The organism is Microcoleus sp. AT3-D2 (assembly GCF_036705715.1).
GTDB lineage: Bacteria > Cyanobacteriota > Cyanobacteriia > Cyanobacteriales > Microcoleaceae > Microcoleus.
This window is the reverse complement of record NZ_JAUBVE010000055.1, coordinates 9,202-33,796: the sequence shown is the minus strand read 5'-3', so window position 1 is coordinate 33,796 and position 24,595 is coordinate 9,202. Positions and strand designations below refer to the sequence as shown.

The 24,595-nt window shown below is 46.1% G+C and carries 14 protein-coding genes; 8 read left to right on the top strand and 6 right to left on the bottom strand.

Features of this window, described 5'->3' with window-relative positions:
- The first annotated feature begins 247 nt into the window (after positions 1 to 247).
- Entirely contained in the window at positions 248 to 2,314 is a 2,067-nt protein-coding gene (locus QUB44_RS20890; RefSeq protein ID WP_333370407.1) for an iron uptake porin, read from the top strand.
- Between the two features lie 180 nt (positions 2,315 to 2,494).
- Here QUB44_RS20890 and QUB44_RS20885 read toward each other — a convergent pair whose 3' ends face one another.
- Both QUB44_RS20885 and QUB44_RS20880 read right to left on the bottom strand, forming a co-directional pair.
- Positions 2,495 to 3,748, bottom strand: a complete 1,254-nt coding sequence (locus tag QUB44_RS20885) for an FIST N-terminal domain-containing protein (protein ID WP_333259454.1) — start codon at positions 3,746 to 3,748, stop codon at positions 2,495 to 2,497.
- Between the two features lie 190 nt (positions 3,749 to 3,938).
- Entirely contained in the window at positions 3,939 to 4,187 is a 249-nt protein-coding gene (locus tag QUB44_RS20880) for a hypothetical protein (protein ID WP_333259456.1), read from the bottom strand.
- 304 nt (positions 4,188 to 4,491) lie between these two features.
- On the opposite strand from QUB44_RS20880, the gene QUB44_RS20875 reads away from it, so the two are divergent.
- The 5 genes from QUB44_RS20875 (at position 4,492) to QUB44_RS20855 (ending at position 8,631) form a co-directional block, all read left to right on the top strand.
- Positions 4,492 to 4,728, top strand: coding sequence for a Calvin cycle protein CP12 (locus QUB44_RS20875; protein WP_333259459.1), 237 nt, complete (start codon positions 4,492 to 4,494; stop codon positions 4,726 to 4,728).
- Between the two features lie 400 nt (positions 4,729 to 5,128).
- Positions 5,129 to 5,749, top strand: a complete 621-nt coding sequence (locus QUB44_RS20870; protein ID WP_333057931.1) for a DUF3177 family protein — start codon at positions 5,129 to 5,131, stop codon at positions 5,747 to 5,749.
- Positions 5,750 to 6,011: 262 nt separating this feature from the next.
- The gene (locus tag QUB44_RS20865) at positions 6,012 to 7,466 is read left to right on the top strand and encodes a hypothetical protein (protein WP_333370405.1); all 1,455 of its coding nucleotides are present in this window, start codon (positions 6,012 to 6,014) and stop codon (positions 7,464 to 7,466) included.
- Positions 7,467 to 7,855: 389 nt separating this feature from the next.
- Positions 7,856 to 8,137 (top strand): peptidoglycan-binding domain-containing protein, encoded by a 282-nt coding sequence (locus QUB44_RS20860; protein ID WP_333057933.1) that lies wholly within the window; start codon positions 7,856 to 7,858, stop codon positions 8,135 to 8,137.
- A 221-nt stretch (positions 8,138 to 8,358) separates the two neighbouring features.
- On the top strand, positions 8,359 to 8,631 hold the full coding sequence (locus QUB44_RS20855) for a peptidoglycan-binding domain-containing protein (RefSeq protein WP_333057934.1): 273 nt from the start codon (positions 8,359 to 8,361) through the stop codon (positions 8,629 to 8,631).
- Positions 8,632 to 8,679: 48 nt separating this feature from the next.
- On the opposite strand, the gene QUB44_RS20850 is transcribed toward QUB44_RS20855, so the two are convergent.
- Entirely contained in the window at positions 8,680 to 12,075 is a 3,396-nt protein-coding gene (locus QUB44_RS20850; protein ID WP_333370402.1) for an ATP-binding protein, read from the bottom strand.
- 906 nt (positions 12,076 to 12,981) lie between these two features.
- On the opposite strand from QUB44_RS20850, the gene QUB44_RS20845 reads away from it, so the two are divergent.
- Entirely contained in the window at positions 12,982 to 13,281 is a 300-nt protein-coding gene (locus tag QUB44_RS20845; protein WP_333370401.1) for a DUF7734 family protein, read from the top strand.
- A 91-nt stretch (positions 13,282 to 13,372) separates the two neighbouring features.
- On the opposite strand, the gene atpC is transcribed toward QUB44_RS20845, so the two are convergent.
- The 3 genes from atpC to QUB44_RS20830 form a co-directional block, all read right to left on the bottom strand.
- Positions 13,373 to 13,780 (bottom strand): ATP synthase F1 subunit epsilon, encoded by a 408-nt coding sequence (gene atpC / locus QUB44_RS20840; RefSeq protein WP_333158683.1) that lies wholly within the window; start codon positions 13,778 to 13,780, stop codon positions 13,373 to 13,375.
- A gap of 177 nt (positions 13,781 to 13,957) precedes the next feature.
- Positions 13,958 to 15,415, bottom strand: coding sequence for a F0F1 ATP synthase subunit beta (atpD, locus tag QUB44_RS20835; RefSeq protein WP_333203196.1), 1,458 nt, complete (start codon positions 15,413 to 15,415; stop codon positions 13,958 to 13,960).
- Between the two features lie 138 nt (positions 15,416 to 15,553).
- Positions 15,554 to 16,402 (bottom strand): PEP-CTERM sorting domain-containing protein, encoded by an 849-nt coding sequence (locus tag QUB44_RS20830; RefSeq protein ID WP_333370399.1) that lies wholly within the window; start codon positions 16,400 to 16,402, stop codon positions 15,554 to 15,556.
- Positions 16,403 to 17,310: 908 nt separating this feature from the next.
- On the opposite strand from QUB44_RS20830, the gene QUB44_RS20825 reads away from it, so the two are divergent.
- Positions 17,311 to 24,595 (top strand): two-partner secretion domain-containing protein (locus QUB44_RS20825; protein ID WP_333370397.1); only part of this gene is annotated, 7,285 nt, incomplete at its 3' end.

The following is a 24,595-nucleotide window of genomic DNA, read 5'->3' as shown; positions in this document are numbered from 1 at the left end:
AGCAGGTGATGGTATAATCAACCGTAAGGTAATGTGGGCTTGACCTGAATTGATGCCGGGGCGGTATAAGGGCTCAGCCCCCTACGTTCAAGCAGAAGTAGACACGCCTACTGTGAATCAACAGTGAATCAACAGTTATGGATAGGTTCTATTTTGGCAGTTATTGTCAACAGGCAAGCAACCACAAAAATTAGCAGTTGGGAATTGCTGCTCGTCGAGTTGAATAGAGTGTGAAGGTGTGAGGAAAATGAACAGAACTTTTTGGAATTTACTGCTAGTATCCCCGGCAATTCTGGGGCTATCATCAGTCATGAGTGCCACTGCGATCGCCGCAGAAGTGACCGCAACCGCTGAAGCCAACCAGCTAGCTACAGCTCAGTCATCTGAGTCAAAAATTGCAGAAATAGTTGGAGAAATAGTTGCAGAACCAGTTGCAGCAGCCCCTGCTGCCCCAGAAAACCTGGCTTTAAACAGCAGCGTCGAAGCGGCCCAAACCCCGGTCGTTAACGAAGCAGACGCTGAAAAACTCGCCTCAATCGAACCAGAAACCAGCGAAGCAACACTGCAAACAACACTGCAAACAACAGGGAGCGACATCGAGTTAGCAGCCCCAATCGCTCCGGCCAGCGCAGCAGCGACTGAACCCCTAGCAGCAGCAGGCACTGCCGAACCCTCGCCCCAAGCATCAGACTTGGCAGAGCAAATCAGCCAGACAGAAGTTGCTGGGAAAATTGAAGTGCCAGCAGTCGCCAGCACCCCAGCTACTACCCCAGCTACTAAGGTAGAAATTGCTCAGACAGTACCCGGAGGAATGGGCGGCCCCATCGTCCCTGTTGCTCCCCAAGCACTGCCGGCCCAACCGTCGGGAACCATGTCCCAGGTGACATCAGTCACTCAGCTCTCCGACGTGCGCCCGACAGATTGGGCATTCCAAGCCCTGCAATCCCTAGTCGAACGCTACAGTTGTATCGTAGGTTATCCCGACGGCACCTTCCGCGGCAACCGCGCCCTGACTCGCTACGAATTTGCAGCCGGCGTCAACGCTTGCTTAGACCAGATAACCCAACTAATTGGGTCAACAGGTAACTTAGTTACCCAAGACGACTTAGCCATCCTGCAACGCCTGCAAGAAGAATTTGCAGCCGAACTCGCTACCCTGCGCGGACGAGTAGACGGCCTAGAAGCTCGCACCGCAGAACTCGAAGCCAATCAATTCTCCACTACCACCAAACTGCTCGGAGAAGCCGTTTTTGCCGTCACCGACACCTTTGTCGGAGAGGGTATCCGCCTTGACGACGACGAAGACAAAACAGTCACCGACTTCAGCTACCGGGTGCGCTTGAACTTATTGACCAGCTTCACCGGTCGAGACTTGCTCAGAACCCGCTTGCAAGCGGGTAACGTCCCTAACTATTCAACAATTACGGGTACTAACATGACTCGCGTAGCCCAGGATGGGGCTGAGAACAACAATTTCACACTAGATGAAGTGTGGTATCGGTTCCCGCTAGGTAACGCTACATTCTTTGTCGGTCCTAGAGGACTTGACCTAAATGAAATTGGAGACGCGCCTGCTACTAGTACCTTTGGTGACGCTACGGGTAATGGCACTCTATCCAGATTTGGAGTTCGCAACCCGGCCGTACACCGCGGACCGCAGGGAGCTGGCGCAAGTATGAGTTACAACTTGGGCAACTTTCGAGCTACTGCGGGCTATCTTGCCTCCGACGGCGATGCTCCCAACCCCGCAAATGGCAGGGGCGTTTTCGACGGTTCTTTCAGCGCTTTGGGTCAGATCGGCTTTTTTAGCAACCCGTTTAATTTGAGCCTGACTTACACCCACAAATACAATCGCGCAGGCGATGTTGGCCTCATGGGTGGCACCGGCAGTTCTTTGGCTAACCGGCCCTTCGGTCAAGCACCCACTCAAGCAGATAACTATGGCGTGCAAGTTAACTTCAAACCCAGCAGTCGCTTTCACATTGGCGGTTGGTACGGTTATACGAAGGCTGAGCAATTGCGGGGGGGCAACAATAACGCGACGATCCAGAATGGTGCTATCACTTTGGCCCTGCGAGATTTTGGCCGGCAAGGCAACCTCCTCGGTTTTGTCTTCGGTGTACCGCCAAAAGTTACTGAAAGTGATGTCGCCAGAAACCGCAACACCTCTTATCACTTAGAGGGTTTCTATCGCTTCCAAGTCAATGACTTTATCTCAGTGACACCGGGTGTTTACGTGATTCTGAATCCCGAACACAACAACAACAACGACGATATCTGGGTCGGACTCCTCCGTACAACCTTTAGTTTCTAAGGCTTCTAGACATCTAGTTACAGCTAAAAGCGGCAGGCGACTGCCGCTTTTATTTATTGGTCATCAGGCGATTTTAGATTTTAGATTTTAGATTTTAGATTGTTAACAGTCATCAGTCATCAGTCATCACTCATCAGTCATCAGTCAACAGTCATCACTCATCAGTCAACAGTTGACAAATTATGAATTTTGGCGGCAAATCCCGAATACGGAGGTGTAGCCGTGCAGAAATGTGCTGCCGCCGACGGGGCCGATTTCGCCGTTGCAGAAAAAGCCGCCCAGGGGGATGTTTTTGAGGTATCGGCCAAAAAGTCGGGAGTCAAAGTTCGATTCGCCGTAAAGCCCTTCACCGCGCCCCAGACAAGAGAACATCAAGGCGCCGACGCTGGATGTACCGCTGTACTCGGCGGCCCGCTGATAGCGATCGAGCAGCATTTCTAGGTCTTCTGCAGAGGTGCGCGCGTCCCGCAGGTGAAATTGGATGCGCTGTCCGGGACGGACTCGATCGCCGATCGCAATTGCCCCCACTTTCGGATCTACTCCCAACAGATTGCGGATTAAAAAATCTCCCGGCTCTAATTTCAGCTTGAATTCATCGCTGACTAAGCCTACAAATAACGAGTGCTGGGCTAATTCTCGGTCTTCTTCGCTCAAAGTTTGAACTAACTCTCGCAAAGCCTCTAAGGGCGATCGCTCGATGCCCCCGCTGCCGATATCATCGGTTTGTTCTTCGAGTTTCAGCAAAATATTGCGATCTCCTTCCGTCACCCGATAAGGATGCCCGATCGGCCTGCAGCCTTGAGCGACGATCGTTTCCAAAACTATATTGCCGCTCAAAGCTACCCCAACCGTCCCTTCTCGGTGAAGCTGATAGTCGCAAAACAGCGCCGCGCCCCTGCCCGCACCGTCCCCCCCGGCTAGTCCCCCTACCTTCGCCGCGCCCGGATAGGCATAATCTAGCCCTTGGAGCAAATCGTTAATTTTTGCGGAAAAGGGGTCAGCCAAGATGATGAACTGCGGTTCTTCCTGGGCCGGCACGCCCAAGAGATCCACCCAAGTATCCGGGGGACTGTCTAAGTCGGGCAGTTCTTCTGAACCGACATGAAAAGTTCTGACATTCACTCCCGGCAAGCGCGCCAGACTGAGGCTGACTGCGGGAGATCCCTCGACTTCTTCGGTGAGGCCCCCCCGGTTCGTGCCGATGACTCCTCCCCCGCCACATCCCAGGATCGCGGGTACTGGCAGCATTTCTCGGAGTAAAGGCATCAGCCGAGAATACTCGCTGGCAAAGGCAGACGAGATAAATATCAGTGCTAAATCGGCCTGGCCTTCTAGGTCGCGATCGGCTTGTTCTATAACTTCTTTGAGGGCGGATTCCAAAGAGGGACGGGTTGATAAAGCGCTGACCCATTGCATTTGGTTTTGGGTGTACATAAGGCAAACTTCTCTATAAAACTATCTCTATACATTAGGCTAACCGGAACTGGCCGCTGGGGGGACGGTATTCTTGGGCGAGCGATTACCCATCGATTGCCGTTCTTGTGTTAACATAAGTTAACATGAGTACCCCATTAATCTGTTTAGCGTTAAATGCCGTATTCAGCTAAATCTTAAAAGATAAAGCTCAATACAGTTTGACACACCAACCTCGTGTAATGTTTTCATCAAAAGTAAGGTCAGCTTGACCTACATTGATGCCTGTGGACTCTTCCCCCGCCGACGGGGTAGAGTAAAGCAGGAAGTAGAGACGGCTACTGCGATCGCAGTTATGGATGGTTTCTCTCTCGGCTGCTGCAACAGCAGCGCATCTCAAGCTATTATTAGCTGGGGTCGCCAGACCGAAACAGCAAATCCCACCCAAACTAACATCCAAAAAGAAAACCTTTCTTACTTAATAAGGTCAACGATCCAGGTCTAAAGACACGCTCGCTTCGAGCATAAGACTTAAACCACAGTTGACCCGCCGTAGACTTTAGAAGTCTACGTTTTTTGAGTTATGACACCAAGCGGCTGCTTAGCTAGTCCCTTGCTCTGTCGTTAACGGTTAAACATCTTTATTTGGGTTAAGGACGTGCCGTTAGCCGAACAAGCTCACTAAACAAAGGCGCGTGCTAACATTACCTAGAAATAGGTCGGGGACAACCATATTCTCCTACACTTTCCTACCAACAAGTTTTATGACAACAACACCCTCCGTCAACATCCAAGAGAAAATTGAAGAAGAACTAGAAAGCGCTCGTACCGTCTGTGACACCAAGGGCGCAACTTCCGGGGAATGCGCGGCGGCGTGGGACGCAGTTGAAGAACTGCAAGCAGAAGCTTCCCACCAAAAGCAAGTCAAACCTAAGAATTCTTTTGAAAAATTTTGCGACGACAATCCTGACGCTGCTGAGTGCCGCATCTACGAGGAATAAACGAGCCATTTAGCTCTATGCCGAACCTCCCGCGCCGAAATCTAACTTTTGGCGCGGGAGAATTTTATTTTAGGGGTTGAGCCTTGAAATAATGGTGAGATTTGCCCTCTATCCCAATACGGTTCAAATCCGTCAGCTTCCCCGTCGCCCCCCAACGGTGACAAGAATTTGCTCTTGCGTCCCCCAAAAGGGGCGAGGATGGGAAGGAGATATCTCAAGAATAAACAGTTTTAACTCAAGCGTATTGCCGTCTATCGTGTCTCAAGTACCTTTCAAAGCGCGCCAAGTACCTTAGAAAATGTAGCAGTAACTAAAACATTAAGACCGTGTTCTGGTTGCTGATTTTTTAGCATTTTTGTAGTAAAATTTGTGACAAATAAGTGAGTATATTTTCCCAAAGATGTTGAGTCTTTTATTGGCAGCCACCGGGCCTTGGTTTCAACCGCTAGTGTGGATGGATTACCGGTTGTCTGTGTTATTAACAATTTCGATCCCGCTGGTAGTGCTGATTTGGGCTGTTGTGGCAAAAGCTGAGGCGATCGTCCGTTTGTCGATTATTTATTGGCGGGTGGCGAGTTTGCTGGCAATTACACTTTACCTGATGATGGCTGCGCTGCCTGTGAGCTTTGTATCGTCGGTGATTGGGAGGGCATTAATTCCTGCTAGTCTGTGGTTTTGGGAGGATTTAAACGAAGAAATTGCCGATCGACCGCAGTCGCCCCTGAAACTGGCTTTTACAGCTTGGCGGTGGGCGATTACTGTTTACAGCGGTTTGGGCGCTCTAGCTCAACTTCCCTTCTTAAGCTGTGCTTTTAAATCGCAAATTGAGGTAATTGACGAACCTTTTTGCCGCATTTGGTTAGACCCACCTTGGCTCTACAAACAAATGTTTCACCCTAATACAACCCCTCAATTTTTGGGATTGTTGGGGATGATTGGTTTAGCTATCTATGTAATTTACTTGTCATACTTTGTGCTGATTAGACTAGGAAAACAGGGGAGGTCAGCTACCGGAAATTAAGTTGAGTTTTAGTTAGTATTTCCCTCCTAAATGGCAGCTAAATTATTCCACCAAAATCTCATAAATCCCAAATAAAAACAGCCGGGGCGCATCTAGGATAAAATCAAACTAACAGCCGGGTGGCTGACGTGACCCGCCCAAAAACGGATACAAGCCGTGGACTCCAGTCGTGGATATCTAACAATTTTAGACTAAGGTTCCAGCTTCCAGATTCATCTGTCGAGAAAATCTAAAATCTAAAATCTAAAATCGACTGACAGTAATGTTATTGGGAAAGACTGTGATGGATAGCAAACAAGCCTACTTACAGTGCTTAGACAGGCTGATTTGGGCGATCGATCGCCTGGAAGCAAAAGTCGAACCAAGTGAACTCGCTCGGATTGCCGAACTGATTGTTCAGCCGATGATGGGGCCATGGCGGTTTTTTCACACTCCCGAACATATTTTTGAGGTGGGGGGAGATGAAGATGCGATCGAGGTTTTGGCAGCTTTATTTCACGATACCGTCTACGTGCAAGTCGATCGCAGCATTAACTTTAACGTCAGCTACTACATCACTCCTGTTGCAAAAGAGGTTAACCAACACCTACAAATTCGGGATAAATCTGAACTGCCTGCGGATGCTACCTTCGAGATGGTAATGCTGGTATTCAATTTTGTACCGGGCGAAGTCCTCAATCCTTTGGCTGGACAAAACGAATTTCTCAGCGCTGTCGTAGCAGCAAAAGCTCTAGAACCATTTCTCAAACGCGAGCAATTGCTTCAAATTGCCGGCTGCATTGAAGCAACAATTCCGTTTCGTGCCGCCGATGCGGGAGTAACGGTAAGCCAGCGTCTTTATGAGCGCTTGCAAGCAATAAATAGCCTGTTTAACCTCAGTTTAACGGACGAGGAAATGCGGGAAACGGTCAAAAAAGCTGTGCGAATCTCTAACCGGGATGTGATGAGTTTTGCTCACCATAGTTCAGCCCATTTTTTGGCAAATACCTGGAATTTACTGCCGGAAACCAATCACAATCTCATATGCTGGGGTTTTTACACGGTTCGCGACTACCGAGTTGCTTTGGTGAAGATGGAAGGTTTTCTGAATTATCTCAAGCCAGAAATAATTTTCCGACAGTTTGAGGGATATCCAGACGATCGCACCTATCAGCGCTGGGAAACTACTGCTAAGTACAATCTCGAAATTGCGAAGCTTTATTTGGGGTGCAAACTGGCTGCCCTAGCCCTGCTAGAAGCTCTTTCTTCGGATTTGGGGATTGAGGTTTCTCTGGCGATGATGATGGGAGGAATTCCGGCTCAAGTTCCTAACTGCGTGCGCCTGGAAAGCTTTTTTCCAGAAATAGAGAAACCTTATAAACCTAAAATTAGTTTAGAAGCGGAAGTATTGAATTTATTAGAAAATGGGCGGGCTAAAAGCACTTCTAATACCGATTTGGAGAGTTCGCCCCTGACAACGTTTGTGGTAAAAATTGTTGGCTTTGACGAAATGCGCTATCAGTGCGATCGAGCTAAGGAATTTTTTAGAGAAAATCTCAACGCCGACGAGTTTATTTCCGACTTTAACCCGATAGTTACAGAAATTGTTATTGATTCAATTCTCAAGTTGTTTGACAGCCGGAAGTCTACTATCTACCGATACTACGATATCACTTCTAAGTTAAAGTCGCAACCCCAAACCAATTTTCTCGATCGCCCTTTTCGATCCCATGGTTAACTAGCTTTAAATACAGTATTTTTGCCTCCTCTATAGAAAAGACCATTACTCAGCTTATATAAGAGTAGAGCGATTACACCGTGACAGGATTGATTGCCTCGCTTTCCCTACGTCAATCTGCCTATCCATCCCAACACCAACAGCCCTACAGGTATGGTGTGGGGCTTCCGGCAAAGATGCTAAAAGTTGATAAAAAATGGAAATTCGCTGCTGTTTACCTTTGACAATTATTTTATACAAAACGGATTTGATAGCGGGCTGTCACTCATTTGAGCTACCCCAAATAAGCGTCACTATAAAAAGCGACTGTTAAAGCACTTCCCCCCACAGCTACAACTGGGGAATAGCAAGTTCAAACAACTTGCAAACCACTAATCCCCAATCAAACCATGCAAACCACAAATTCAATTTACGCTCAATTGCCTCTTTGCTCTTCACTGCCCACACTGCAACGAAATAATAGTACCACTGCCAATCAAAACGTGCGCTATCTCCAACAATCCTTAGTTGAAAACGGATATCCCGTCGCAACTGATGGATTCTTCGGCCCAAAAACCGAAGAAGCAGTCATCAGATTTCAAAAGGAAAATCAGATTGCTGTTGATGGCATTGTTGGCCCTCAAACTTGGAGTCTATTAGGCGCTTGTTATACAGGTGAACCCGGATGTTAAATCCAAGTTAACTAATCCTAGGCGCACGGGTAGCAAGAAACTGGGTTGTTTCACTGCAATACTTCTTTTTCGCCCCCAGAAACGCTAAAAAACCTGGTGGTTGAGCGAAGCCGAAACCTCGTTTATGCCCGTTAAAAGTGCATCCAGGACTATTAACTAACATCTTTTCCCCACTTCTCTACTTTTAAACAACTTGCAAACAACCAATGGAGAATCAAACCATGCAAACCACAAACGCAATTCGTACTGAATTACCTTCCTGCCGTTATTTTCCCATACTAAAACGCAACGATGGTGTCACCCAAAATGAGGACGTTCGCTACCTTCAGCGACTCTTGAACACCAAGGGATTTTCTTTAAATACTGATGGAGGATTCGGCCCGAAAACCCAACAAGCCGTTATCAATTTTCAAAACCAACAACAAATCGTTGCTGATGGCATTGTCGGCCCTAAAACTTGGAATAAATTGGGTGTTTGTACAACTATATTTTAAAGTTTGTGCAACCATGTGTTAAACAGAGTAGGGCGTGCAGTGTGCGCCCTATTTTTCTGTCGAAGTTTCCACCCCACACCACCCCTCCGGGGCACCGTACATTCGATACTTGCGAGAGCGTTTGAAATACAGCATTGCTACCCGATCGTCTGGATTGATTTGTAAAATATTCTGAAATACTTTTTGGGCGGCAACAAATTTTTGCTCGTAGTAAAAATTGAGGGCTTCTTGAAAAACCTCCGCCGTTTGCTGCTTGAGTACAATGCTTTCCTCTGTTTCTGTATCGTAAATTTCAAACACCGACACAGCATTTGTCTTTCCTTTCACCGTTACTCGATCGACAAATCTGTACTTATATTTTTCTGGATCGTCTAGGCGATCGATAATTGCACCGCTAACTAGAATGCCCGCGCCGTAAACCTTAGTCAATCCTTCCAAACGAGACGCGAGATTCACCGCATCAGCAATCACCGTACTTTCCATCCGTTCTCGTTCGCCGATGGTACCCAACATCAAATTGCCCGCGTGCAAACCGACGCCGATCGCGATCGGAAACAAGCCATTTTTTTCTCGCTGCTGGTTATAGAGATTTACTTCTTTCTGCATATCAATTGCTGCTCGCACACCATCTTCAGGGGATGTAGGAAACAGTGCCATGACTGCATCCCCAATGTATTTGTCAATAAACCCGTTATTTTTCCTAATTGCAGGGCTAACCCTTCCCAAGTAAGTATTAATAAATGTAAAATTTTCATCCGGTGTCATATTTTCGGAAAGCGCAGTAAACGAGCGAATATCAGCAAACAGCACTGTCATATCTCTTTCCTGATGTTCGCCTAATTTTACTTCAATAATACTCGGCTTTTCCAGCAAGTTTAGAAAATCGTGCGGCACAAACCTGCCGTAGGCTGCATTCAGTTTTGCTAGGCGAATTTGCGTATTAATTCTCGCCAACAATTCCTTTTTTATAAAAGGTTTAGTTACATAATCATTGGCTTCTAAGTTAAAAGCTTCTACCAAGTCAGTAGTTAGATTTTTTGCCGTCAGCATCAGAATCGGCATTTCTAAAGGCGAGTATTTTTTGCGGACTTCTCGACATACTTCATAACCCGTCATCTGCGGCATCATTACATCGAGTAAAATTAAGTCCGGCTTAAATCCTGATTCAATCAGATTTAAAGCTTCTAAGCCGTTGCTCGCTTGAGTAATTTCGTAGTTGGCTAGAGAAAGACTGTTGATGATGACATGAATATTAATCGGCTCATCATCAACTACCAAAATTTTTAATTTTTCACTTTCTAGCGACTCGCTATTGTCTGATACCTGAGAATTTATTATAGAGGATTGGCGGGCTAGTTCAGGAGTGATAAAAATGGGAGAACCCTCGGTTAAACGCGGCTGTATGCTGCTAAATTCCGGTTGACTCTCAGATACGGGCAAAGTAAAGGTGAACTGGGAACCGACGCCTACAGTTGAAGATACCGAAATTTTACCTCCGTGCAATTCCACTAATTGCTTGGCAACAGTTAACCCTAAACCCGTGCCGCCATATTCTCTAGCAGTGGAACCGTCAGCTTGTTCAAAGGATTCAAAAATTCGTTCTAATTTATCTTCGGGGATGCCAATACCGGTGTCAGATACACTAATCGCTAATTGGGAATTAGGCAGTGATTGTGCGTTGCCCGTTACCAATTCTGCTGAAATTTCAACTCTGCCGCTTTCGGTAAATTTAATTGCATTGCCTATTAAGTTGTAAAGTATTTGCTGCAAGCGATTCTCGTCTGCTGCTATTGGCGGCAATTCAGGAGCGACTGAGTTAATCAACTGCAAGTTTTTTTTGCCTACTAATGGCTGAGACAAAGTGAGAATTACAGAGACTATTTCTCGAATACCGACTGACTTAATTTGCAGTTCTATCGTTTTGTGTTTTAGCTGAGAAAAGTCCAGAAGATCGTTAATTAAAGAAGACAATCTTTTGCCCGATGATGAAATTAAAGCTAAGTTAAAATTTGTTGGTTCTGGCAGTTGTCCGGTAGCACCGTCTATTAAAGATTCTGCAATACCAATAATGCCGTTGAGCGGAGTGCGGAGTTCGTGGGAAGTATTGGCTAAAAATTCGTCTTTCAGTTTGTCGAGTCGCTGCAATTCGGTATTTTTAGTTTCTAAGGCAGTAAAAGATGCTTGCAGTTGTTGTGCCATGCTGTTAAAAGCAGCGGCAAGTACGCCCAATTCGTCGGAGCGATCGAGCTTGACAGTTTGGTCAAATTGTCCTTCAGATAAAGCTATTGCTGCATTTTTTAATTTTATAAGAGGTTTGATAATCCAGCGAGAAGTGAGAATTCCTAACACACTTGCCATGCCCAAAGCTGCCAGACATAGCAACACTGTAGTTCGGTTGCCCGCATGAATTTGTTCCATAAAGTCGGCTTCGGGAACGACAACGACAATCAGCAAATCTAAACCCTTGTCGTCTTGAAATGGCAGGACTTTTAAAAATTTCTGCTGGCCGTTGATTTCAACATTTATTTGCTGCGATTTTGTAATTTGGTGCAAGTTTTGAAAGTGACTTTCTAAATATTTAGCTGTAGTTTGCGTTACTGCGTCGCTGCTTTCTGTAACTTTAAACAGTTCTTTTTGACCGTTTTGGGTGCGGAAAGGTTTTTCGGCTGTGGAAGTTGCCAGCAGCGTGCCGTTTCTTTCGATAATAAAAGTTTGACCAGATTTACCTATTTTGAGGCTGTTTAAAAATTGACCGATACTGTCGAGACGCAAAGCAGCAATTAATACTCCTTCTAGCTGTTTCTGGCTGTTGTAAACTGGTTGCAGCGCGCTGAGGAGTAAGGTGGGTTCTAGGAAGGATATATAAACTGAACTCCAAGTTGGTTTGGCTTCTAGAGCCGCATAGGCGTAGGAAGGGTGCTGTCGGATGTCGAATTTTTTAACGGAGGCGGCTACTGTCGTGCGATCGCCCGTATCATTAGTATTGTAAGAATAAAAATTAAAATTTGTAGAAGGCCCCGATGCGTTAATCAATAAAGTGCCATTAGACATCTTTTCGCCAGTGCGATATTCTCCATCTTGATTAGCGATCGACGTAAAATTGATATAAGGATATAATTGCACTTGCCGCCACAGATACTTTTCCCAAGCTGACAAGTCTTTCATGTTCACAAAACCCAGTTTCACTGCATCCAGCTTGCTTTGATTGATTTGGTGCGGAGTTTGCAGATAAGTTCTCAAATTTTGCTCGATGCGATTGCTCACCTCGCCCATCAACTGATCGGCAAGGTCATTTACTGCTCTTTGAGAGTTCCTAAATGATAAATATCCCACAATACCCACCGCTGCAAATACTTGCAAGACAAACGGAACTATGAGTACACTTTGGAGCGTTGCTTTTCCTGAAAGTTTTGCCACCAAGCGCTTGAGAGAAAGAGTGGACATAACATTAGTTTAGGTTGAAAAACCGAGTTAATACTTGGAGCGAAAGCTTACCGATGGTAAGTATTATAAACCATTTTGTACTTAAACACAACTTACGCAAGGAAGACCTGATCTCGTATCTACAATGCTTAATCTTATACCAAATTATTAAAAGTCAAAGCGAACCGTAGGGACACGGCATTTCCGTGTCCTACTCCCCGCGCCGGACAAGGCATTGTCCTGTCCGTACCGATGTTCACATACAATATATCTGTAAGCTGTTGTGCATTTAAAATGCGTGTTTCAGAGGTTGAAACCCAATATTTGCTTAGATAGCCTCGAAAATTTAAATGATGAACAGCTTATCACTACTTTTCATCTAAAGCTTCTATCCCCGACCATCCTTCAGTCACTTCATACATTCCATTCTTGAAAGAGCGCTGGCAGTAAATTGCTGCTAACTTATCTTGAGGATTTATTTGGCAAATCTTACTGAATAATTTTTGCGTTTGAGTAAAGTTTTGCTCGAAATAAACCTCCAGACCATTTTGAAATTTAGCAGTAGTTTCCTGTTTTAGTTAAATACTTTGTTCTGTTTTTGCATCATACAGCATATTCCTGGTTTATGAATTACACCGTGCAAAACCAGGTTTCTTTACAGTTCTCGCATCTCAACTTATTCTGTTGCTGCTATAAACCCGGTTTTGCGCGATTTAAATATACATGAAATATGCTGTGAAATATGGAAGAACTAGGTTTTTCCTGCTTAAAGTCTGGCAGAAGTTTTTTACAGGATTTATATTATGTCCGCTTACTTTCTGCTGTTAAAAAAGGTCGAATTAAAAAGAAATTTTTAGCTGCCTGTCGCTGAAATTAGCCACAAAATTAAGCTATATTATAGCAAATTTCAGGAAAGTGAGATTTGCTATGGCTGACTCTATTGCTCGTCGCTTGGAACAATACACGGTAAAACGATCGCACGAAGTTTTAATCGTCAAGGCCCAAATTGACGGCGAATTCGATGAAATTGCTATTTTTAAAGGCTTTTCTAGCTCCCTGACGCGATCGACCGCTTTCGATCCAGAGGTTACTGTTTTGCCGGAGGAAGCAAAAATTGTCAGTGTCGATCGTGTCGAGAGCCCCTACAATCCAAATAACCCCCGCTATCTTCAGCAGGGGTTATCTTGGGAAACAATGCAATCTCTATTGTCCGATGCCGGAGTTTAGCGAAACATTAGGGACACCACGCGAGAAAAACAGTAGGGACACAACATTGTTGTGTCCCTACTACAAAAGCACTATGTCCTTACCCTTAGAGCTAGAGCGTGCCGCCGGCAGCTTGGAAACGAGCTCTCGCGCGTTTGATTGCTTGCTTAGCTTGAATTTGCTCTTGCAAAGTGCCACTAGTAGCCTTGTCCAAACGAGCTTCTGCTTCGGTGTAAGCAGTACGAGCAGCTTCTTTATCAATGGTTTCGCCTTTTTCAGCGCCGTTGACAAGAATAGTAACTTTGTTTTCTTGGATTTCTGCAAAGCCACCCATCAGAGCAATAGACACCCATTCCTTGCCGGGACGGACGCGCATCACTCCGGTATCCAAAGCTGTCAACATGGGAGCGTGACCGCTCAAAATACCCAGTTGGCCTGTGGTGCTCGGCAGAATTACTTCTTCAGCATTAGAATCCCAAACAGTTTTGTCTGGGGCCACTACGCGCACAGTTAATGTCATAAATTGTCCTTAGTCATTAGTCATTAGTCAGCAGTCAGCAGTCACCAGTCATTAGTAATTAGTCATTAGTCAGCCGTCGATCATCATCAGTCACTTAGTTGTTAACTGTTAACTTTTAACAGTTAACAACTAATGACCAATGACTAATGACCAATGACTAATGACTAATTACTAAAATTACTTGGCGTCAGCTTTCATTTTTTCAGCTTTGGCGATCGCCTCGTTGATATCGCCCACCAAATAGAAAGCTTGTTCCGGTAATTCGTCAAGTTCGCCAGCCAAAATCATCTGGAAGCCCTTAATGGTGTCTGCCAGCTTGACGTACTTGCCGGGGGAACCAGTGAACACTTCAGCCACAAAGAACGGTTGAGACAAGAACCGTTCAATTTTGCGAGCGCGAGAAACGGTCAAGCGGTCATCTTCTGACAGCTCATCCAAGCCCAAAATTGCAATAATGTCTTGCAATTCCTTATAGCGTTGCAGAGTAGACTGCACCTGACGAGCAACACCATAGTGCTCTTCGCCGACAACGCTAACTTGCAACATCGTAGACGTAGAATCCAGCGGGTCAACAGCCGGATAAATCCCCTTCGCAGCCAAACCGCGAGACAACACAGTTGTAGCGTCCAAGTGAGCAAAAGTCGTAGCCGGTGCGGGGTCAGTCAAGTCATCCGCAGGTACGTACACAGCTTGAACCGAAGTAATTGAACCTTCGGTAGTCGAAGTAATCCGTTCTTGCAAGTCGCCCATATCTGTACCGAGAGTCGGCTGATATCCCACAGCCGAAGGCATCCGACCCAACAGAGCCGATACCTCAGAACCCGCTTGCACAAACCGGAAGATATTGTCAATGAACAGCAGCACGTCTTGCTTGCTGACATCGCGGAAGTATTCGGCCATCGCCAGAGCCGACAGACCCACGCGCATCCGAGCACCAGGCGGCTCGTTCATTTGACCGTAAACCAAGGCAATTTTCGACTTGCTGCGGTCTTCTTCGTTAATAACCCCCGACTCGATCATTTCTTTGTAGAGGTCATTGCCTTCGCGGGTGCGCTCGCCCACACCACCAAACACGGACACACCGCCGTGAGCCTTGGCGATGTTGTTCACGAGTTCCATCATAATCACGGTTTTGCCGACGCCTGCGCCACCGAACAAACCGATTTTGCCGCCGCGACGGTAGGGGGCCAGCAGGTCAATCACCTTGATCCCGGTTTCAAACACCGAAGGCTTGGTTTCCAGTTCGGTGAAAGCCGGCGGGTTGCGGTGGATGGGCATACTTTCGGAAGTATTGACCGGGCCGAGGTTGTCTACGGGTTGACCGATGACGTTAAAAATGCGGCCGAGAGTTGGGATTCCGACGGGAACTTGGATTGCTTCCCCGGTATCTACTACTTCCATGCCACGCACCAAGCCGTCGGTGGTACTCATGGAAACTGCACGCACTTGGCTGTCTCCGAGCAGTTGTTGAACTTCGCAGGTAACGGCAACGTCTTGACCTGCTTCGTTTTTGCCGGAAATTGTGAGAGCGTTATAGATTTGGGGCAGTTTGCCGCCTGGGAATTTTACGTCTACAACCGGCCCAATGATTTGGGTGATGTAGCCTACGTTCGTTTTTGTTGCGGTGGATACCATGAATAGTGCCTTTGTTAGGATGCTATTTTTCCCGTTATGGAAAAAGTCTTAACATTTAGAAATGCTATCTCTCAGAGTACCACTGAACAGACGTACTATTTAGATTTGTATGGGGCTGGTTAAGAGTCATTTTTATGGTTACTGCTCTCGCTTTTTTTTCCTGCGAGCTGCAGCCAAAGCCCCGATCCCCAGGATAGTCCCGAATACTGTGACTGGTTCGGGGACTGGTTCGGGGACTGGTTCGGGGTCAGGTTCGGGGACTGGTTCGGGGACTGGTTCGGGGACTAACTCAGCCGACACGGTGAAGTCCTTGAAGTCAAGCTCGGTTCCTGGTTTGGCATCGTCGAAGGATATTTGTGTGCCATTAGCCAGTTGGGCCATTGTGAGGGATGAAAATTGCTCTGGGCCTTTACCGCCGTTGATGTTTGTAAATGAGTCGCTGGAGTTGTAGTCGAGGCTAATGTCACCAAACACAGCAAGCTGACATCCCGCCACCAGACATTCATCTCTTCGGAACTGGGTGCCGGCGGCCCGCCATTGGGGGCTGTTCATGAAGGTACTCGACGAGACGTATTGCTCGAGAGGGTTGCCACTGCCGGTGTCGCTCCACAGCAGCAGGGCATAAATTTGATCCTTCAAAAATCTGAAGTTTTGGGTGATGGAGCCGTTTTCGGAGGTGACTGCGTTGCCGAAGGTTCCTTTCCAGTTGTTGGCAGAGCCGTTATCTGAGGGTTTAGTCTCGTAAAACAGTCTGGCGATGTTGGTGTAGCCATTGTTTCCTGACTGAGCTTGGGCCACCCACAAGCTGGACTGGTAAGGGCTGTGAGATTGGTCGAAGGTAAAGTTTATATCGGTATCTTGATCGAACTGGATGCCGCCAGTGCCAAACATGAAAGCTCGGACGGGCGTGCAGATGCTGAGCAACATTGTGGTTGCCAAGCTGGCGACTGTAAAAGATGTTTTTTTGACTAGCGTTAAGGTAGTCATAACCCTGATTCCTCCAGTATTGTTAGGTAGTAAGGTCCAAAATGCCCTAAATGCCATGTTGCCGTGACGCGAATAGACGATCGCGAGCCTGCGATATTTAGGGCGATCGTCAAACCTAAAGAAGAGGCTCCACACCAGTGAATCTATATACAGATATCACTTAAGGGTGTTTTGGAGTAAATGAGTGCTTCTTCTAAGAGTTTTCACTGACACCAGACTCGCATAGTTTAATCTGTCAGAGCAAGATTTTCATCCTGCCTAGACTTCCAACCTACTACATTTACTTCGTTTTAGTAACAGTCTAAAGTTGAGTGCAAGACTTGCAAATATTGGCTTTCATCAAAAATACATAAAAATTTTAATCGAGCTTTATAAAGTTTTGGTAAAGTTTATCCGAAAAATATAAAGTTTTTGAGAGAAAGTCGGCTGTTCGGTTAGTTGCTCCTCAAAGTGCGCTGTAAGCTGCTCGCCGGATGCAGAAAGAAGCAGCGGCGACCGCGAGTAGGGATTTGAGCGAGTTTTTGGCAACTCTAAGCAAGCTTCATAACAGGCGCTCGGTATTTACGTACTTTTGACTAAAATTCCTAGTTTTTTAAACCCCTAACCCTCGCATCCCGCGCTATATTTTCACGAACAGTCCCGGACGCATTAACCGGGTTTTTTAAGGTAATTGGGTCAGGGAAGCAGTGAAAGTAAAAAAAAGAAATCAAGTTTCATTTCCTGCGCCTGACTTCTAGTTAAAAAACTGTTTTTACGTAAATCATAGTAATTAAAAACATACATTTACTTGTTCCATCCTAATGATTCGGAAACCCAAAATAGGCTTATCCTATTGACATGAGTAATTTTTATGGGTAAAAATAGGATAAATAAATCCGATCGCACTTTAAGCACAATATTTAAACACAATGACACCCAACAAACTATATTTCCTCGGATGGTTATTCATTGTTAGCTGGCTGAGTGCAGCGGCGGGTTCGGCAAACGCGCAACCCATCGCCCCCGCACCGGACGGCACTAACACAGTTGTTACTCCCAACGGCAACCGCTACGACATTTCCGGGGGTTCTTTCAGCGGAGATGGGGCTAATCTTTTTCACAGTTTTACTCAGTTTGGCCTCAGCGAGGCTCAAACGGCTAACTTTCTGACTAATCCCAATATTCAAAATATTTTGGGAAGGATTACTGGGGGTAATCCTTCTTTAATAAATGGCTTAATTCAAGTTACGGGCGGCAATTCCAATTTATTTTTGATGAATCCTGCCGGCATGATTTTCGGCCCGAATGCCAGTCTCAACGTGCCTGGATCTTTTAATGCTACTACGGCGACAGGGATAGGTTTTGGGAACAATCAGTGGTTTAGTGCGATCGGCAATAACAATTGGGCAAGTTTCATCGGGACGCCGAACAGTTTTGCCTTTACAAATTTGCCAGGGGGAAGCATAATTAATGCAGGCAATTTGACGGTGGCACCAGGTCAAAGTTTAACTTTGATCGGCGGTACGGTTGTCAATAATGGTCAGGTAACTGCGCCTAGTGGCAATATTCTGATCAGCGCCGTACCGGGTAACAATTTGGTGCGAATTAGTCAAGCTGGAAATTTATTGAGCTTGGATATTCAGCCGACAGCAAATCAAAGTTCGCTGCCGAACAATTGGACGCAGCCAGTGTTATCTTTGCCGGAGTTGCTGACTGGACAAGGTGTGGCACAGGCGACGGGTTTGACGGTAAATCCTAATGGCGAAGTTGTGTTGACGGGGAATGTTTCCGTGCCGGGAACTGCGGGAACTGCGATCGCATCCGGCAGTGTCAATGTCTCTGGCAACACTGGCGGTACTGTGAATATTTTAGGCGACAAAGTAGGAGTTATTGCGGGCAATATCGATGCTTCTGGGATTAACGGCGGCGGTAATGTACTGATTGGCGGAGATTATCAGGGTTTGGGGACAGTACCCAATGCTTCGCGCACTTTTGTCAGCAGCGACTCGACAATTAATGCGGATGCTGTTAGTAATGGGAATGGCGGGCGAGTCATAGTTTGGGCTGATGAAACTACTCGCTTTAATGGCAATATTACGGCCAGAGGTGGCTTGTTTTCTGGGAATGGCGGCTTTGTGGAAGTGTCTGGAAAGCAATCGCTGGATTTTCAAGGATTAGTTGATTTGCGATCGACCTTTGGCATAGCTGGAACCTTATTGTTAGATCCTACTGATATCACTATTAGCGCCGGTGCGAATGCAGGCGGCACTTTAGTAGGGGGAGCATTTACGCCATCGGCGGGTACTTCTACAATTAATAATGGGACGCTGCAAACACAGCTAGGTTTGGGAAATGTGACTATTTCCACTGCGTCGGATTTTCCGAATCAAGGCGATATTACAGTCAGCGCTCCGATTGCTTGGGATAATAGTAATTCCCTGACTCTAACTGCTAATAATAATATTAATATTAATAATAGCAATCTCACCACTCAGGGAGGCAATATTACTCTGAATGCTGATAGTGATAATCTAAACGGTGGTGCTGTCCGTATCGTAGATTCGACGATCGATACTAATGGTGGTAATTTCCTGAGTAATGGTCAGGGGAATTTTGGGTTGGGGCCGGGAATCGAGTTCAAGAACAGCACACTTAATGCCGGGGGTGGAAACATTGACCTCAATGGTATTGGAGGAAAGGCGACAGCAAACAATCATGGTATTTTGCTTTCGGATGCTAGCACACTACAAACTATTGGCAGCGGGAATATTACTCTCAATGGTACTAGCGGAACCAACCCATTCAACCCCACCTCCCATGAAGGTATTGTTGTTACAGGCGGGTCTAAGGTGACTTCAGCTAATGGAAATATCACCCTGACTGGCACAGGTAAAGGAACTGGCAGCGACAACAACGGGATTAACATTAATACCAGCACAGTGGAATCCGCGGGGACAGGAAGTATTACTTTCAACGGTACTGGCGGGAACGGGATAGATAATAATCCAGGAATATCTATTGCCGGTAGCACAGTGCGATCTATCGGGACAGGAAGTATTACTTTCACCGGTACTAGCGGGAACGGGACAGATGGTAATCAAGGGATATCTATTGACGGCAGTACAGTGCTATCGGCTGGGGGAAATGTCAGCCTGACTGGAACAGGTGCGGGGACAGGAATCCAAAATACAGGCGTTAATCTAAACAACGCTACAGTGGAGTCAACGGCGGGGAACGGGACTGTGACTCTGAGCGGTGTTGGCGGTAATGGGACTAATGGCAATCGAGGGATATTCGTTGACAACGGCACAGTGAAAGCGCTCTCTGGAAATGTCAGTCTGACTGGTACAGGTGGTGGGACTGGGGCTTTCAACGAGGGTATAGATATATCTAATGGTGCTACAATCCAAACCGCAGGCTTGGGAAAGGTGACGTTGACGGGGACGGGCAGTGCAGGCACGGACAGTAATTCTGGAATCAGGCTCAGGGATGGCACGGTAAAATCGGAGAATGGAGATATTGTTTTAACCGGTACGGGTGTAGGTGCAGCATTTAGCAACTACGGCATTCACTTCATCCCGTTCGAGGGTAGTAACAGCGTCCAAGCTATGGGAACGGGTAATATTAGTCTCACGGGAAAGGCTAACAACAATTCCATTCCAATTAACCTCACCGCAGGTGTGATTGACGCGACTTTAGGCGGCAATGTCACTTTGACGGGCGATGAAATTCAATTGTCAGGAAAAATTGAAGTTAAAGGTACTGGGACTATCCAGTTGGAGCCGCTTACTCCCACTTTAGATATTACTGTGGGCGGTAATACTGCGGACGCTCGTTTGAATCTCAGCACTGCTGAACTCGCGCCTCCGTTTTTAATAAATGGGTTTTCCCAAATGATTATCGGGCGCACGGATGGGACGGGGAATATCGCAATTGACTCCGCTGGTGTTACTTTTAATTTCCCCATCACAATGCAAGCTGCCACAATTGCAGTCGATGGAAACATTACAGGTGTAAACAACGCTTCAATTACTTTTAATGCTCCAACGACTAACTTAAATGCAAATATTCTTACCAACGAACAGAATATTACCTTTGGTGAGCAAGTCTCTCTCGCTACTGGTTCTAATGTCACTCTCGATACTGGGTTAACGAATGCAGGCGACATTAATTTTGGGGGAACGGTTGACGGCGATGGCAACCTAGTTTTGACTACGGGAACAGGCGTTATTAATGTTAACGGGCCCATTGGGGAGACTACAGGTTTACGTTCCCTGACAACAATCAATTCTTTCGATGTTAAGAATCCGATCGATTTTTCGATTGAAACTACAGGCGATATTACCGTCGGTAGTATGAGAAATCCCGGACTGGCGATCGCCCTTACCAGCACTAAGGGCAATATTGATACGACAGCAGGGGCAATTGATACCACATCCCCTACCGGAAATGGTGGCCCGATCGCACTGAGTGCTAACAATACGATTAACGCTAGCAATCTTAACTCTAGTTCCACGGCTGGTAATGGCGGAAAAATCGATATCACTAGCACAAATGGCGATATTATTGCAGCCCCAGGAGTTGTTTGGAATTCTCGTTCTACTTCCGGTAGCGCCGGAGATATTGCGATCGCAACTCCCAAGCAAGTTGGGATACAAGGCATTGATGCTAATGGATTGCCCGGTACTGGAAATATTACCATTAGTGGCAATGAGATTGGCTTTTTGGGAGGTTCTGATTCCGTGCAGAGTAAAGGTACTTTGTCAATTCAGCCTTTGCCAAATTTCGGAATTCGTTTCCAGGCTGAACCTGTTGACGATGATCCACAGGCGATCGATTTAGGAACGCCGTTTTTATCGGCATTGGCTAATGGATTTAGTGGAATTGTTTTGGGAACTAATACTACCACAGGCAATATCACTGTAGAGGATTTGCAGATATCTTTTAAAGATCCTGTGACTTTCAATACTCAAGGCACTATTTTTGTCAATCCCAATCAATCGATTTCGGGAACTGATAATGCTTCAATTACTCTCAATGCTACAACTAATAACTTAAGTGGCGATATTACCACCGAATCTCAAGATATCACAATTAACGGCAATACCTTAGTTGGAGATAGCGTCTTAGTCAGCAATGGCATTTCAGCAGGTGGCAATATTCTGTTTAACAATAACATTGATGGCACTGGCAATCTCACTTTAGAAACAGGTACTGGAAAAATTGAGGTTAAAGGTTTGATCGGCGACGCGACAGTATTAGGAATAGGAAATCTCACCGTCAAGAGTGCTGGTTCAACTACATTTAATGCTGTCAAGGCTACCAGTTTCACCACCAATGCTGGCGGTACAACCGAACTTAAGGGTGATGTCACTACAACTGGCACTCAAACTTATGGAGAGGCAGTTACAATTGCCAACAATCCCATTCTCGCAGGCAGCGAAATTACTTTCAACGATACAGTTAACGGCAGCAGCGATTTGACTGCGAAGGCGGTTAGCGGTAATGTTATCTTCAATGGTGCTGTTGGTGCTGCAAGTGCGATCGGCAATTTAACAGCTAACTCTACAGGCACAACCGCATTTAATCAAACAGTCAATGCCGCGAGTTTGACGACAGATGCTGGCGGTACAACTCAAGTCAAGGGAAATGTCACTACAATCGGCAGTCAAACCTATGGAGATGCAGTTACAATTGCCAACAATCCGATTCTCGCAGGCAGCGAAGTTACTTTCAATAATACTGTTAATGGCATCAGCGATTTAACTGTGAATGGGGGTACTGGTAATGTTACCTTCAATGGTGCAGTTGGGAGTTTAAGTGCGATCGGCAATTTAACAGCTAACTCTACAGGCACAACCGCATTTAATCAAACAGTCAATGCCGCGAGTTTGACTACAGATGCTGGCGGCACAACTCAAGTGAAGGGAAATGTTACTACAAACGGCAGTCAAACCTACGGAGATGCAGTGACAATTGCCAACAATCCGATTCTTTCAGGTGACAGCATTACTTTCGATAATACTGTAGACGGTACCAGCGATTTGACTGTGAAGGCGGCTAGCGGTAATCTTACCTTCAAAAGTGCGATCGGCGAAACAACTCCTCTCACAAGTTTAACTGCCAACAGCAAGGTTTCTTTAGGTGGCAATGTCACTACAACTGGCAGTCAAACTTATGCAGATGCAGTGACTGTTGCCAAAAACTCGGTTTTTTTAGGCAGCGACATTACTTTCAACAAGACAGTTGACGTAGCTGGAAATCTCGGTATTGCTGCTGATAATGTTAATCTCAAAGAAACTGTAACAACAACCAATGAGGGCACGCTCACAATTACCACTAAGGTGAATCTCAATATTGAGAAAAACCTGAACTTAGACGGTGCATTTATTCAGAATGGCGGGGGAACTGTTGCGGTTAACGGAAATATCACCACAACTAATGATAACATTAGTTTTAGCGGCCCGGTGACATTAAAAGCTCCTGTAAGTTTTGCTCTGGGAGATGCAACCCTTGCTTTCGGTTCTACTTTATCTGCAGGTGGTAACCCGTTGAATTTAACTGCCGGTGAAATTGATTTTGCCGGGAATGTTTCTGGTACGGGCGCGCTAACCCTGCAACCCGCAACAGCCGGACAAAATAGTGTTATTGGCGGAATTGATAACAATACTAGCGCTTTAGATTTGACTGCATCGGAACTTAATTTGATTCAAAATGGATTTAGCTCGATCGCGATCGGGCGATCGGATAGCAGTGCTAATATTAGTATTCCCTTTAATCTCACATTTTTAGATCCAGTAAATATCCAAACGGGAACAGGTACGATCGCACTTGATGGCACTATTACCGGACTTGACAACAGCCGTGTTGCTCTCCAAGGTTCAACAATTAATTTGAATCGTGGCATCAATACAACTAACAATATAGATTTGATTGGCAACGTTCAACTAGGAAGCCAGGTTGATCTCAAAAGCAGCGTTGGTAGTATTAATATAAAAGGTGCGATCGACGGCACTCATTTATTGGGCTTAGATGCCGCGAATGGTAATGTGCTACTGCAAGGAAATATCGGCGAAACAACGCCACTATCTGTTGTGAATGTTACTGCATCGAATGCGGAATTTATCGGAAATGTTAAAAGCGATTCTGGTTTTAACGTTACGGCTTTAAATACTAAATTAGGGGGGAATATTACGACTAATAACGGCAACATTAATATTAGCAATGCTTTGGTTTTGACAAAGGATGCGATGTTGAGTACGGCCGGGGGGAATATTGCTTTTGGTGTGATCGACAGTGACAGCATTAATGCCCGCAACTTAACTCTAGCCTCCGGTAGCGGCAGCATCACTTTTAACGGTGCGGTGGGTGCCACCAGCAAGTTAGGAAATTTTGCGATCGAAAATGCTGGCAATGTGACAGCAAACTCGACAATTAACGCGCAACAATTGACAGCACTAAACACGGAAAAAGTCAACTTATCGGGAGATGTCACCGCCGCCAAAGTCGATATTACTGCCAAGGGCGATATAACCGTTAAAAATATTACTGCTAATGGGGGAGAAATTATATTTACAAGCGGTAACAATTTCACCGCAGGCAATTTGAATACATCGGGAAACAGTGGCGGTAACATAACTGTTAAGGCGATAACTTCAATTACGGCCGGACAAATTAACTCTAGCGGTATAGTCGGAAATGCCGGCAATGTGTTCTTAGATCCGATCGGCGATATTCAAGTAGAGTTTATCAATGCCCAAGGCGGTACAGGTGGCACCGGTGGCGATGTCACAGCAATAACAGGCAATTTTTTCCGCGCTACGGGTACTTTTTCAACCCCACTGTCGCCGACGGGATTTGCTAGCATTTCTACTGCTGGCGGCGCAGGTGGCGGAAATATCGCAATTACACACGCTGGGGGAGATGGAGGGACGCCGATTCAACCGTTTGTAGTGGGGGATGCTGCTAGCAACGGTACGGCGGGTGCAATTACAACGGGACAATCTACCATCACATCGCAGTCGTTTCCGCGTTCTAGTAGTGTTGGTAATATTGCGTTTTTGACTGATGACGCGATCGACCCGACGCCAACGCCAACTCCAACTCCGGTAGTAACTCCCACTCCCACTCCGAGTGAAACTCCAACTCCGGTAGTAACTCCCACTCCCACTCCGAGTGAAACTCCAACTCCGGTAGTAACTCCCACTCCCACTC

Bases quoted from the DNA above. Each gene is read 5' to 3' on its own strand.
- QUB44_RS20890 (WP_333370407.1), top strand. From the start codon at position 248: ATGAACAGAACTTTTTGGAATTTACTGCTAGTATCCCCGGCAATTCTG.
- QUB44_RS20885 (WP_333259454.1), bottom strand. From the start codon at position 3,748: ATGTACACCCAAAACCAAATGCAATGGGTCAGCGCTTTATCAACCCGT.
- QUB44_RS20875 (WP_333259459.1), top strand. From the start codon at position 4,492: ATGACAACAACACCCTCCGTCAACATCCAAGAGAAAATTGAAGAAGAA.
- QUB44_RS20870 (WP_333057931.1), top strand. From the start codon at position 5,129: ATGTTGAGTCTTTTATTGGCAGCCACCGGGCCTTGGTTTCAACCGCTA.
- QUB44_RS20865 (WP_333370405.1), top strand. From the start codon at position 6,012: ATGTTATTGGGAAAGACTGTGATGGATAGCAAACAAGCCTACTTACAG.
- QUB44_RS20860 (WP_333057933.1), top strand. From the start codon at position 7,856: ATGCAAACCACAAATTCAATTTACGCTCAATTGCCTCTTTGCTCTTCA.
- QUB44_RS20855 (WP_333057934.1), top strand. From the start codon at position 8,359: ATGCAAACCACAAACGCAATTCGTACTGAATTACCTTCCTGCCGTTAT.
- QUB44_RS20850 (WP_333370402.1), bottom strand. From the start codon at position 12,075: ATGTCCACTCTTTCTCTCAAGCGCTTGGTGGCAAAACTTTCAGGAAAA.
- QUB44_RS20845 (WP_333370401.1), top strand. From the start codon at position 12,982: ATGGCTGACTCTATTGCTCGTCGCTTGGAACAATACACGGTAAAACGA.
- atpC (WP_333158683.1), bottom strand. From the start codon at position 13,780: ATGACATTAACTGTGCGCGTAGTGGCCCCAGACAAAACTGTTTGGGAT.
- atpD (WP_333203196.1), bottom strand. From the start codon at position 15,415: ATGGTATCCACCGCAACAAAAACGAACGTAGGCTACATCACCCAAATC.
- QUB44_RS20830 (WP_333370399.1), bottom strand. From the start codon at position 16,402: ATGACTACCTTAACGCTAGTCAAAAAAACATCTTTTACAGTCGCCAGC.